The organism is Acetobacter fabarum (genome assembly GCF_011516925.1).
Classification (GTDB): domain Bacteria; phylum Pseudomonadota; class Alphaproteobacteria; order Acetobacterales; family Acetobacteraceae; genus Acetobacter; species Acetobacter fabarum.
Window position 1 is genome coordinate 26,996 of sequence record NZ_WOTG01000001.1, and the last position, 12,135, is coordinate 39,130.

Consider the following 12,135-nt stretch of genomic DNA (forward strand, 5'->3'; position numbering starts at 1 on the left):
CTTCCTCCAGTTCCTGTGCTGCCACGCGCTGCATGTGCGTCTGCCATGGCACTGTTGACAACAGGCTAAACCATACACGCACACTCAGGCGCAAGAGAGGGTTTATACCTTATTGCTGCCCCACAACGGTTAAGTCTGGTCAAGCGGCACACCTCCGCTTATGGTGCCGCCCCAAGATGTGCTGCAATCAGCATAAACCATTTATGATGAGCTGTGGATCCATAGGGTCATGATTTCCTACCTGCGCCGAGTACTTGTTGAATCGTGGCTGGGCCGCGTTGTTGCCATTGTTATTTTTCTGGCCTTTGTCAGCTGGGGTATTGGCGACGTTATTGGCTTCATGAGCGAAGAGACGGATGTGGTGGCCCGGGTTGGCCAGCACCGCATACCCACGCGTGACCTAGCCATGGCCCTGCGCTCTGAAATGCCGACAATCACCCAGCAGATGGGGGTCAAAGACCCTTCTGCCCTGTCTCCCATCATGCAGGGGCAGATTGCGCGCCAGATTTTGCAACGCCTGATTGCACAGGCCGAACTGCTTGAGGCCGCTCGCCAGCTTAAAATCATTGTGCCGGATTCCGCCATCAGGGAAGAAGTGTTTTCCCTCCCTTACTTCAAAGGGCCTACTGGCCAGTTTGACCGCGCCGTGTTCAACCAGCGCCTGAGTGCGCAGGGGTTAAGTGAACAGCAGGTGCTGGACATGATCCGCGACGACCTGACCGTACGCACCCTGCTGCAACCCATGGCGCAGGGAAGCCGGGTCTCCAACATCCTGCTCAAAACTCTGGTCGATTACGGCGCAACCACGCGCATGGTGGACCTGATCAGCATTCCCGTTGCAGCGCAGCCGGCCCCTCCCGCGCCGGATACGGCAACCTTGCAGCGCTATTATACGAACCATGTGTGGCTTTTTGGCACCCCGGAATTGCGGCATGCACGCATTGTGGTCCTGTCCCCCCAAACCGTGGCGGATACGATTACAATCGATGATACGCAGCTCAAGCGCGCGTATGATGCACAAAGCAGCCACTACAACATGCCAGAAACCCGCGATATTCAGCTGATCACAGCCACATCCGAATCTGACGCCCAGAAAATTGCCGATGCATGGAAGCTCAAAGGGAGCTGGCAGGCTGCGCAAGGTGCCGTCAAAGGCGCTGCATCGGTGGAAATGCCGGGCGCTCGCCCCACGACCATTCCTTCTGACGTACTCAAGCAGGTTTTGTTTCAGGCACCGCAAGGGCAGGTTACGGGGCCGGTTAAAACCGAAATGGGCTGGTCTGTTTTCCGCGTGACCAAAATCCTGCCCGCGCACAGCACCTCCTTTGCAGATGCCCGGCAGGAAATTTTGCAGCAATACCGGACTGCGGCCGCACCGTCTGTTGTGACCGAACGCCGCCGGCAGTTGCAGGACGCCATTGCTGGCAAAGGGCTGGACGCCATTCCGGATACAATTGGTGCCGCTGCCATTTCCGGCTCACTGGACGCGCAGGGCAATACGGCAGAAAAACAGCCTGCTCCGATTCCGGCTTCGGGCAAGCTGCGCGATGCCATTGTGCATCAGGTCTTTGCCCAGAAAGCCGGAGATCCGCCTAATCTGCTCGAAGGCCCGGATAACAGCTGGTTTGCAGTTGAGGTTGATTCCATAACACCCGCTACCCCCCGCTCGTTTGGGCAGGCAAAAGGCGACGTGCTGGCTGCATGGCAGGCCGATACCCGCCACCACACGGCAGACCAGCAGGCAACGGCCTTGTTTCTGGCAGCCCGCCAGAAGGGAAGCATTGCGGGCCAGACGGCCTCTGGCATTCAGGTTGCCCGTGACATTCCATTTTCCTTCACCAACCCCGGCAAGGCCCTGCCGCCCGAAATTGCCAGCTACATCCCCCGTATGAAGGCGGGGCAGGCGGTTATGGCTGAAAATGCAGATACTTTTTTTGTCGCTGTGGTGACCAAGGTTTTTGTACCCAATCCTCCGGCACCCATTGATGTTCTGCAAAAGCTGAAAAACAACCTGACACAGGCCTATGGTGATGATCTGGCGGCCAGCTATGTGCAGGACCTTAACAAGCGGCTGCCCCCGCACATTAACAACGCCGCCATTCAGGCGGCCCTGTCTGCCGCCGGATTTGGGGGACCAGTCCAGTGAACCCGGGCATGAAGGCGCACACGGCGGCATCCCCCAGTAAACAGGACTGCATTGCGGCATGGGAAGCGGGCAGGGGTTCCATTATTTATTCTGTGGAACCTGCCGACCTGCTGACCCCGGTCTCTGCCTATATGCGGCTGGCACATCTGGAAGGTGGTACAGGGCAATATACCTTGCTGCTGGAAAGTGTGGAGGGCGGCGTCACCCGCGGTCGCTACTCCGTTATTGCCCTGCGGCCAGATCTGGTATGGACTTGCCATAACGGCAAGGTCAGCACCAGCACATGCCATAACGGCCTGCCCGCAAAAGCTGTACCAGACGAAGGTACTGCACCACTGGCCAGCCTGCGTGCCCTGATCCACGCGTCCCGCATGGACCTCCCGCCCGAACTCCCCCCCATGATTGGTGGCCTATTCGGGTATCTGGGGTACGACATGGTACGCCAGATGGAACACCTACCAGACGCACCACCAGACGACCTGAACCTGCCAGAATCCATTCTGATGCGCCCTAGTCTGTTTGCTGTTTTTGATACGGTAACGGACGAGCTTATTCTGGCGACCCCCGTCCGCCCCAATGCGGCCGACACGGCACCAGAAGCATGGGAGCGCGCTCAGGCATTGCTCCAACGTGCAAGAAACTGCCTGAGCGGGGCACTCCCATCGGTAGACATTCCGGCGAATGTTCCAGCGTTTACCGAACCTACGTCCACGTTCACACATAACGATTTTTGCGCCGCCATCACACGTATTCAGGACTATATTGCTGCAGGCGATGCGTTTCAGGTTGTGCCAAGCCAGCGTTTTTCAACAGCTTTTGCGCTGCCGTCACTCTCCCTCTACCGTGCGCTCCGGCGCATAAATCCAGCTCCTTTCCTGTTCCATCTGGATTTTGGGGGCTTCTCTCTGGTCGGGTCATCCCCCGAGATCCTTGTGCGGCTCAGAGACGGCAAAATGACTGTGCGGCCTTTGGCGGGAACACGCCCGCGCGGCAAAACCGCGGCTGAGGATCTGGCACTTGAGCAGGATCTTCTGGCCGACCAGAAGGAAATCGCCGAGCATCTGATGCTGATTGACCTAGGCCGGAATGATGTCGGGCGCGTATGCTCCCCCGGCTCCGTGAAGGTCACAGAGCGGTTTGTGATCGAGCGGTTCAGCCACGTCATGCATATTTCCTCCAATGTGGAGGGCACGCTCAAGTCTGATCTGGAAGCGCTGGACGCCTTGGTTGCGGCTTTTCCCGCAGGAACCCTGACCGGCGCCCCCAAAATCCGCGCCATGGAAATTATTGACGAGGTCGAACGGACCCGCCGCGCCACCTATGCCGGCTGCATAGGTTATTTTGGTGCTGGGGGGGATATGGACACCTGCATTGGCCTGCGCATGGCCGTTGTCAAAGACGGTGCCATGCACGTGCAGGCAGGTTGTGGGGTTGTGGCGGATAGTGTGCCGGAATCAGAGTATGAGGAAACCCAGCACAAAGCCCGCGCCGTGTTCCGCGCAGCCGAGGAAGCCTTGATAATGGCACGGACAGGCCGCGGGTAAACCGCGCCTTTCCGACACGTCATTTGACCCGTGCGCACGAAAAGGTCATCATTCCGCCATGATCCTACTGATCGACAATTATGACAGCTTTACCTTCAACCTGGTCCACTATCTGGGCGAACTGGGTGAGGAGTGCGACGTCCGCCGGAACGATACGCTCAGCGTAGCAGAAGCCATGGCTCTTGCCCCGGACGCCATTGTTCTGTCCCCCGGGCCCTGTTCCCCGAACGAGGCAGGGATCTGCTGTGATCTGATAGCCGCCGCTGCTGGCAAGATACCCGTTTTTGGTGTCTGCCTTGGTCACCAGTCCATCGGGCAGGTGTTTGGGGCGCAGGTTGTGCGCTCTCCAACCCCCATGCACGGCAAGATCAGCCCTGTTTTTCATAACGGGACGGACGTTTTTGAAGGGCTCCCCAGCCCGTTCAATGCGACCCGTTACCACAGCCTGACCCTTGAACCTTCCAGCATCCCAGATGACTTGGAAGTTACGGCATGGACCGCCGATGGGGTGATTATGGGCGTACGGCACAAGCAGCACCCCATCTCGGGCGTACAGTTCCACCCCGAGAGCATTGCGTCCGAACATGGGCATGATCTGCTCCGCAATTTTCTGACCCACGCACGGGCATGGACAGCGGGCCTGCTCCATGCCTGAGTCCGCCACTACGATTGGCAGCACGGAAGACCCTGCATTTTTTTCCGGAGTTCTGCACGCTCTTGCACAGCGTAAAAGCCTGAGTGCTGCGCAGGCCGAAGCCGCGTTTGGCAGCATTATGGATGGCCATGTTCCACCCGAACGGATTGCCGCTTTTTTAATGGCATTGCGCGTGCGCGGGGAAACACAGGATGAGCTTTTTGGCGCTGTAACTGCCCTGCGGCAGCGGATGTACCCTGTCCCCAACGCTCCCGACAACACGATTGATGTCTGTGGCACGGGGGGGGATAATTACGGCACGCTGAATGTTTCCACCGCCGTTGCCTTTGTGCTGGCAGCGCTTGGGGTGCCCGTAGCCAAACATGGCAACAGAGCCATTTCCTCCCTCGCCGGAGCGTCCGACGTGCTGGCGGCTCTGTGCGTGCCATTGTCTTCCAACGCAGAGGTTCTTGCCGAACAGCTTGCGCGCCACCATGTGGTATTTATGGCTGCACCGCACCACCACCCGGCCATGCGGCATGCGGCGGGTGCCAGAAAAGTGCTGGCGCTGCCCACGCTGTTCAATCTGGTTGGTCCCATGGTTAATCCGGCTGGTGTCAAACGCCAGCTTATGGGGGTTTTTTCCACCCAGTGGCTCCGTCCCGTTACGGAAGTGCTGGCCCGTCTGGGGTCGGAATGTGTGTGGACGGTCTGCGGCCAGCCGCAGGACGGGCAGGGCGGGATAGACGAAATAACACTGGCAGGCCCCACGCAGGCTGTAGCGCTTGAAAACGGGCAGATTCAGTCCCACCTGATTGAGCCGGACATGGCGGGCCTGCCTTACGCCCCCGTATCCGCCATTAAAGGGGGCGATGCCCAGCATAACGCGCAGGCGCTGGAAGCACTCCTGCGTGGCGCACACGGGGCGTACCGTGATACGGTTCTGTTGAACGCGGCATTTGCGCTGCATGTTGCCGGTCAACAGACTGTCCTGCACAATGGCCGGATTGACCCAGCCAGCCTCAGGAACAGTGTGGCAACCGCCGCACGCTCACTCGACAACGGCACTGCCCTTGCGGTGCTTAATGGTTTACGTGCATCACGTTCGGATGCACACGCCGGAGACATGACAGGACAATCATGAACGATACATCCTCCACGTCCACTGTAGCTTCCGCTGCCGTCACACCTGACTGCAAAGTAGATGAACTGCCAGATGTTCTGGCCCGCATCTGTGCGCGGACACGGCTGGAAGTGGAACATCGCTCCACGCTGCACCCCTTAAAGGAAGTTGTAGCCAAAGCGCAGGAAACCAAGGAAGCACCTCGGGGCTTCGGTCGTGCGCTCAAGGAAAAAGCCGCTGACCGCGCCGTGGGCCTGATTGCCGAGATCAAGAAGGCATCTCCTTCTGCGGGTATCTTGCAGGAAGAATACGACCCCGCGCGGATCGCCCTAGCCTACGAACAGGCCGGAGCTGCCTGCATTTCCGTGCTAACGGAAAGCTCATGCTTCCACGGTGCAAACGAGGATCTGGCAACAGCCCGGGCCGCCTGTGCGCTGCCAGTCCTGCGCAAGGACTTTATTCTCGACCCGTGGCAGGTTTACGAAAGCCGGATGATCGGTGCTGACTGCATCTTGCTGATCATGTCCATTCTGACAGATGAAATGGCGCTGGAACTGGTTGATCACGCCAAGGGTCTGGATATGGACGTTCTGGTGGAAGTGCATGATGAGGACGAACTGAACCGCGCACTGGCGCTGGACACGTTCCTGATCGGTATTAACAACCGTAACCTCAAGACCCTGACAACAGACATCAACACCACCAGCCAGCTTGCCCCTCTGGTGCCGCCTGACCGGATTATCATCTCCGAAAGCGGGATTAAAACACACGAAGAAATTGCCCAGCTTGCCTCTATTGGGGTCACGGGCTTTCTGGTCGGTGAAACGCTGCTCCGCCAGCCAGACCCCGGAGCTGCTGCACGCACATTGCTCGGACTGAAGTAACAGTGCGCGAACAGCCCCTGACCCATCTGGATTCATCCGGGCATGCCCGGATGGTGGATGTATCCGATAAGGACGAGACATTCCGCAAGGCCATTGCGGCAGCAGAAGTGCATATGCAGCGCCACACGCTGGATCTGATTGTCTCGGGCTCCATGCCCAAAGGGGATGTGCTGGCAACAGCCCGGATTGCGGGGATTATGGCCGCAAAAAAAACGGCTGATGTTATCCCCCTCTGCCACCCGTTGCGCCTGACATCTGTCACGCTTGATCTTGTCGCTACAGATGACAAAATCGAGATCACTGCGGCTGTTACAACAAAAGACGCAACCGGAGTGGAAATGGAGGCGTTGACTGCGGTATCTGTCGCGGCCCTCACACTCTATGACATGTGCAAGGCCGTTGACCGTAGCATGCGCATCGACAATATCCGGCTACAGCACAAAAGCGGTGGCAGATCAGGAGAATATAACGCCAAATAACCAAGGTGCCCTGATCAGACGGCATTTTTTTATGCAAAAAACACGATAAAATGCTCGAACCGACCAGTCCCCTGGCCGCCAAGACATTACGTTATAAGACGCATTTACCTATGTATCGTAGAGGGTCCATACATGGAAACAACATCTGAGCAGGTCGGCGCAGTCGGTGGCAACGGCCCATCACTGACCCGGGAGCAGTTTCTAACAGCTTATCACGACATGCTGCTGATCCGCCGGTTTGAAGAAAAAGCCGGACAGCTTTACGGCATGGGGCTGATCGGGGGGTTCTGTCACCTTTACATCGGGCAGGAAGCCGTTGTGGTTGGCATACAGATGTGCCTCAAGGACGGGGACAAGCTGATCACCTCCTACCGCGACCATGGGCAGATGCTTGTCGCAGGTATGACCCCGCGGGGCGTTATGGCTGAGTTGACCGGCCGCGCCACGGGCTATTCGCATGGCAAGGGCGGTTCCATGCACATGTTCTCGCGCGAGAAGAACTTTTATGGCGGGCATGGTATTGTTGGTGCACAGGTAGCACTTGGCATTGGTTTGGCCTTCGCCAACAAATATCGCGGCACGGATGAAGTTTCTGTTGCGTATTTTGGGGATGGCGCAGCCGGGCAGGGGCAGGTTTATGAAAGCTTCAACCTGGCCGCCCTGCACAAGCTGCCCTGTATTTTTGTCATCGAAAACAACAAATACGGCATGGGCACTGCAATCGAGCGGGCTTCGGCTTCCCATAACCTGTACAAAAATGGTGAGCCTTGGGGCATTCCCGGCGTGCAGGTGGATGGCATGGATGTTGCTGCTGTGCATGCCGCCGCAGCTCAGGCCGTAGCACACTGCCGCGCGGGCAAAGGCCCTTACATTCTGGAAATGATGACCTACCGCTACCGTGGTCATTCCATGTCCGACCCGGCCAAATACCGCACGCGTGAGGAGGTTGATCTGGTCCGCAAGACGCGTGACCCGATTGAACACGTCAAGCATATCCTTCTGGACGCCGGGGTTGAGGAAGCCACGCTCAAAGCCATGGAAGCCGAAATTAAAGCCGTCGTGAACGACTCAGCCGAATTCGCGCAGACCAGCCCGGAACCTGACCCTTCTGAACTTTATACGGACGTTGTGCTGGAGGCCTGAGCAGATTATGGCGACTAAAATTTTAATGCCCGCCCTTTCCCCCACCATGACAGAAGGCAAAATTGCCCGCTGGCTGAAAAAGGAAGGGGACACCATTACCACCGGTGACGTACTGGCCGAGATCGAAACCGACAAGGCCACAATGGAAATTGAAGCCATTGAAGACGGCATTCTTGGTCGTGTGCTGATCAACGAAGGGGTTGAAGGTGTTGCCGTCAACACCCCCATAGCCATTGTGGTTGAAGACGGTGAAGCCGTGCCCGAAACCGATACCGTAAGCGATGCGCCCACCACCAGCGCTCCCGCACCGGCAGCCGCCAGCACGGCATCCCCCGCAACCGCGCCCGCAACACCCCTGAGCCCGACCGAACCAGAGCAGGACTGGGGTGAAACGCGGGAAATTACCGTGCGTGAAGCCCTGCGCGATGCCATGGCAGCAGAACTGCGCCGCGATGAAGACGTGTTCCTGCTCGGTGAGGAAGTCGCCGAGTACCAGGGGGCTTACAAAATCTCGCAGGGGTTATTGCAGGAGTTTGGCGAAAAACGCGTGCTGGACATGCCCATTACCGAGCATGGCTTTACCGGCATGGCCGTTGGCGCAGCCCTGACCGGGCTTAAACCTGTTGTCGAGTTCATGACCATGAACTTTGCCATGCAGGCCATTGACCACATTATCAACTCCGCTGCCAAAACGCTGTATATGTCCGGCGGGCAGATGGGGTGCCCCATTGTGTTCCGCGGCCCTAACGGCGCTGCCGCACGCGTGGGTGCCCAGCATTCGCAGTGCTACGCAAGTTGGTACGGCCATGTGCCAGGGCTTAAAGTTGTTGCCCCGTGGTCCGCAGCAGACGCCAAGGGGCTGCTGCGCGCTGCTATCCGTGACCCGAACCCGGTGATCGTGCTGGAAAATGAGATTCTTTACGGGCAGAAGTTCCCTTGCCCGATTGATGAAGATTTCATTCTGCCCATTGGCAAGGCAAAGATCGAACGGGCTGGCACCGATGTCACCATTGTTGCTTTCTCCATTGCCGTAGGTACAGCGCTGGATGCGGCGGCCGAACTTGCCAAGCAGGGGATTGAGGCCGAAGTGATCAACCTGCGCAGCATTCGCCCGCTGGATACAGCCACAATTGTCAACAGCGTGAAAAAGACCAGCCGCCTTGTCACGGTGGAAGAGGGCTGGCCGTTTGCTGGCATTGGCTCCGAAGTGGCCATGCAGGTTATTGAACATGCCTTTGACTGGCTGGATGCCCCCCCCGTGCGCGTTGCCGGTGAAGATGTGCCCATGCCATTTGCAGCCAATCTGGAAAAACTGGCCCTTCCACAGTCTGAGCACGTGGTTAAAGCCGTGCGCAGCCTGATCTGAGGTGATGAAAGATGGCAATTGAAATTCTGATGCCCGCCCTCTCTCCCACCATGACAGAGGGTAAGATTGCCCGCTGGCTGAAAAAAGAGGGCGATACGGTTAACAATGGCGATGTGCTGGCCGAGATCGAAACCGACAAGGCCACAATGGAAGTAGAAGCCATTGAAGATGGCATTTTTGGCCGCATCCTTGTTCCCGAAGGGACCGAGGGGGTTGCGGTCAATACGCCCATCGCCATTATGGTGGAAGAAGGGGAGGCTGTGCCGGACTCTGCCGCACCGCCCGCCACCAGCGCAGCACCTGCGCCAGCCCCCGCACAGGCGGGTGCTGTAGCACCAGCCAGTGCACCGGTTGCCCCGGCGGCTGCATTGCAGGCCTCGCGCCCGGCCAACCGCATTGTTGCCTCCCCGCTGGCTCGCCGCATTGCCGCTGCAAAAAATGTGGACCTGTCCACGCTCAAGGGAACAGGGCCTAACGGGCGCATTGTCAAACGCGATGTGGAAGCGGCTGCCGCACAGCCAGCGGCCGCTCCCAAACCCGGCCAGCAGGCAAATGCACCTCTTCCCACGGGCGCAAGCCGTACGGTGCCGCACACCACCATGCGCAAGGTGATTGCCCGCCGGTTGAGTGAATCCAAGGCGACCATTCCGCACTTTTATGTTTCCATGGATGTGGAGCTTGATGCGCTTATGGCATTACGCTCACAGCTCAATGCCCTGTCTCATGATGAAGGGCAGGACGCGTTCAAGTTGTCGGTTAATGATATGCTGATCAAGGCAGCGGCTCTTGCGCTCAAGCAGGTGCCCGAAGTCAACGCCTCCTTTACGGAAGACGCCATGATCTTGCATGAAGATGCGGATATTTCCGTGGCGGTTTCCCTTGATGATGGGCTGATTACCCCCATTGTGCGGGCTGCTGACCGCAAAAGCCTCAAGCAGATCAGTCAGGAAGCCAAATCTCTGGTTTCCCGCGCCAGAGCAGGCAAGCTGAAGCCCGAAGAGTTTCAGGGCGGTACGTTCTCCATTTCCAATATGGGGATGTTCGGCGTCAAGGAATTCGCAGCTATTGTGACCCCCCCGCAGGCCGCCATTCTGGCCATTGCTGCTGGCAAACGGCAGCCTGTTGTGAGTGGTGACGAGATTAAAGTGGCAACAGTCATGACTGTAACACTCTCGGTCGATCACCGCGCGGTGGATGGGGCCATGGCCGCCAAATGGCTCTCGGCCTTCCGTAACATTGTGCAGGCACCTCTGGCTCTTGTTCTGTAACGCAGCCTTTTGCGGGAGAAATTTGGCATCATGAGCCAGACAGATTTTGATGTGATCGTCATTGGTGGCGGGCCGGGTGGGTATGTTGCCGCTCTGCGCGCTGCCCAGCTTAAACTCTCCGTTGCGGTGGTTGAAGCCCAGCATCTTGGTGGCATCTGCCTTAACTGGGGGTGCATCCCCACCAAGGCGCTGCTTCGGGCATCGGAAATCAATCATCTGCTACACGACCTGCCGGCCTATGGGTTTAAGGCCGATGGTGTAAGCTTTGATTTTAAAAAAATTGTTGCCCGCTCCCGGGCTGTCTCCAAGCAGTTGTCCGCAGGGGTTGCGCATCTGCTTAAAAAGGCCAAGGTTCCGGTTTTTGACGGCCACGGCAAGCTGGATGGCACATTGGCCAACGGTCGCCGCAAAGTGCTCGTCAGCAAGGATGGGGCAGCCCCCACCACGCTCACCGCCCAGCACGTTATTCTGGCAACTGGTGCACGCGCACGAGTGCTGCCGGGGCTGGAGCCGGATGGTCAATTCATCTGGTCCTACAAGGAAGCCCTTGTGCCAGAAACCATGCCCAAAAGCCTTGTGGTTATTGGTTCTGGCGCTATTGGCACCGAGTTTGCATCCTTCTACCGCAACATGGGTGCGGACGTAACGCTGGTGGAAGTTGCCGAGCGCATTCTGCCCGTAGAAGATGTGGAAATAAGCCAGCTTGCACGCAAAGCCTTTGAAAAACAGGGCATTCGGGTGCTGACCAGCGCCAAGATCGGCACGTTGCAGAAAACGGCAACCGGGGTCAGCATTCCCGTTACCGTCAATGGTAAAGCCGATACATTGGTTGCCGAACGGGTTATTTCTGCCGTTGGTATTGTTGGCAATGTGGAAAAAATCGGGCTGGAAGGGACCAAAATCCAGGTCGATCGGACGCATGTGGTCACAGATGCGCTTTGCCGCACGGGCGAACCCGGCGTGTACGCTATTGGCGATCTGGCCGGTGCGCCATGGCTTGCCCACAAGGCCAGCCATGAAGCCGTGATGTGTGTAGAAGCCATTGCGGGCAGAAAAGTCCACCCAATCGACCCGACCAAAATACCCGGCTGCACCTACTGCCGCCCGCAAATTGCCTCCGTTGGTTACACGGAAGCAAAGGCGCTGGAAGCTGGTTACAAGGTACGTGTTGGCCGCTTCCCGCTTATTGCCAATGGTAAAGCCCTTGCCATGGGTGAACCGGACGGGCTGATCAAAACGGTTTTTGATGCCCAGACTGGCGAGCTGCTTGGCGCGCACATGATTGGCGCGGAAGTGACTGAAATGATTCAGGGTTACGTTATTGCCCGCACAGGGGAACTGACGGAAGCGGAACTGGCTGAAACCATTTTCCCGCACCCCACCATTTCTGAATCCATGCATGAGGCCGTTCTTGCGGCCTATGATGGCGCTTTGCACTTTTAGTCTTTTGTTTTCAAAAGGGTAGGGCATCAATCTCGCGGGTTTGATGCCCCATTCCCGGTTATCGCCTCTCCAACACCTTGACGTGCATGCAGGGGCATTCCAGTT

The 12,135-nt window shown here is 57.8% G+C and carries 10 protein-coding genes; all 10 read left to right on the forward strand.

Annotated features, from left to right (window positions below; genetic code table 11):
• Nucleotides 1–229 precede the first annotated feature (229 nt).
• The 10 genes from GOB83_RS00130 (at nt 230) to lpdA (ending at nt 12,030) form a co-directional block, all read left to right on the forward strand.
• A complete protein-coding gene (locus GOB83_RS00130; RefSeq protein WP_165924895.1) occupies nt 230–2,146 on the forward strand; it encodes a SurA N-terminal domain-containing protein in 1,917 nt (638 codons plus the stop codon).
• A gap of 8 nt (nt 2,147–2,154) precedes the next feature.
• Nucleotides 2,155–3,690, forward strand: coding sequence for an anthranilate synthase component I (gene trpE / locus GOB83_RS00135; RefSeq protein WP_165924896.1), 1,536 nt, complete (start codon nt 2,155–2,157; stop codon nt 3,688–3,690).
• Nucleotides 3,691–3,748: 58 nt separating this feature from the next.
• On the forward strand, nt 3,749–4,345 hold the full coding sequence (locus tag GOB83_RS00140) for an anthranilate synthase component II (protein WP_165924897.1): 597 nt from the start codon (nt 3,749–3,751) through the stop codon (nt 4,343–4,345).
• A complete protein-coding gene (gene trpD / locus GOB83_RS00145; RefSeq protein WP_165924898.1) occupies nt 4,338–5,468 on the forward strand; it encodes an anthranilate phosphoribosyltransferase in 1,131 nt (376 codons plus the stop codon). Before GOB83_RS00140 ends, trpD begins: the two co-directional genes overlap by 8 nt.
• A complete protein-coding gene (gene trpC / locus GOB83_RS00150; protein WP_086645979.1) occupies nt 5,465–6,331 on the forward strand; it encodes an indole-3-glycerol phosphate synthase TrpC in 867 nt (288 codons plus the stop codon). The genes trpD and trpC overlap by 4 nt, the downstream gene beginning before the upstream one ends.
• 2 nt (nt 6,332–6,333) lie before the next feature.
• Nucleotides 6,334–6,810 (forward strand): cyclic pyranopterin monophosphate synthase MoaC, encoded by a 477-nt coding sequence (gene moaC / locus GOB83_RS00155; protein ID WP_086645978.1) that lies wholly within the window; start codon nt 6,334–6,336, stop codon nt 6,808–6,810.
• 132 nt (nt 6,811–6,942) lie between these two features.
• On the forward strand, nt 6,943–7,953 hold the full coding sequence (pdhA, locus tag GOB83_RS00160) for a pyruvate dehydrogenase (acetyl-transferring) E1 component subunit alpha (protein ID WP_086645977.1): 1,011 nt from the start codon (nt 6,943–6,945) through the stop codon (nt 7,951–7,953).
• Nucleotides 7,954–7,960: 7 nt separating this feature from the next.
• Nucleotides 7,961–9,319: a pyruvate dehydrogenase complex E1 component subunit beta gene (locus tag GOB83_RS00165; protein WP_165924899.1), complete on the forward strand. Its 1,359-nt coding sequence runs from the start codon at nt 7,961–7,963 to the stop codon at nt 9,317–9,319.
• An 11-nt stretch (nt 9,320–9,330) separates the two neighbouring features.
• Nucleotides 9,331–10,587, forward strand: a complete 1,257-nt coding sequence (locus GOB83_RS00170) for a pyruvate dehydrogenase complex dihydrolipoamide acetyltransferase (protein ID WP_165924900.1) — start codon at nt 9,331–9,333, stop codon at nt 10,585–10,587.
• A 30-nt stretch (nt 10,588–10,617) separates the two neighbouring features.
• Nucleotides 10,618–12,030, forward strand: coding sequence for a dihydrolipoyl dehydrogenase (lpdA, locus tag GOB83_RS00175; RefSeq protein ID WP_165924901.1), 1,413 nt, complete (start codon nt 10,618–10,620; stop codon nt 12,028–12,030).
• Nucleotides 12,031–12,135: the final 105 nt, after the last annotated feature.

What these genes read in the sequence shown, in the direction of transcription:
- GOB83_RS00130 (WP_165924895.1), top strand. Translation starts at nt 230, where the DNA reads ATGATTTCCTACCTGCGCCGAGTACTTGTTGAATCGTGGCTGGGCCGC.
- trpE (WP_165924896.1), top strand. Translation starts at nt 2,155, where the DNA reads ATGAAGGCGCACACGGCGGCATCCCCCAGTAAACAGGACTGCATTGCG.
- GOB83_RS00140 (WP_165924897.1), top strand. Translation starts at nt 3,749, where the DNA reads ATGATCCTACTGATCGACAATTATGACAGCTTTACCTTCAACCTGGTC.
- trpD (WP_165924898.1), top strand. Translation starts at nt 4,338, where the DNA reads ATGCCTGAGTCCGCCACTACGATTGGCAGCACGGAAGACCCTGCATTT.
- trpC (WP_086645979.1), top strand. Translation starts at nt 5,465, where the DNA reads ATGAACGATACATCCTCCACGTCCACTGTAGCTTCCGCTGCCGTCACA.
- pdhA (WP_086645977.1), top strand. Translation starts at nt 6,943, where the DNA reads ATGGAAACAACATCTGAGCAGGTCGGCGCAGTCGGTGGCAACGGCCCA.
- GOB83_RS00165 (WP_165924899.1), top strand. Translation starts at nt 7,961, where the DNA reads ATGGCGACTAAAATTTTAATGCCCGCCCTTTCCCCCACCATGACAGAA.
- GOB83_RS00170 (WP_165924900.1), top strand. Translation starts at nt 9,331, where the DNA reads ATGGCAATTGAAATTCTGATGCCCGCCCTCTCTCCCACCATGACAGAG.
- lpdA (WP_165924901.1), top strand. Translation starts at nt 10,618, where the DNA reads ATGAGCCAGACAGATTTTGATGTGATCGTCATTGGTGGCGGGCCGGGT.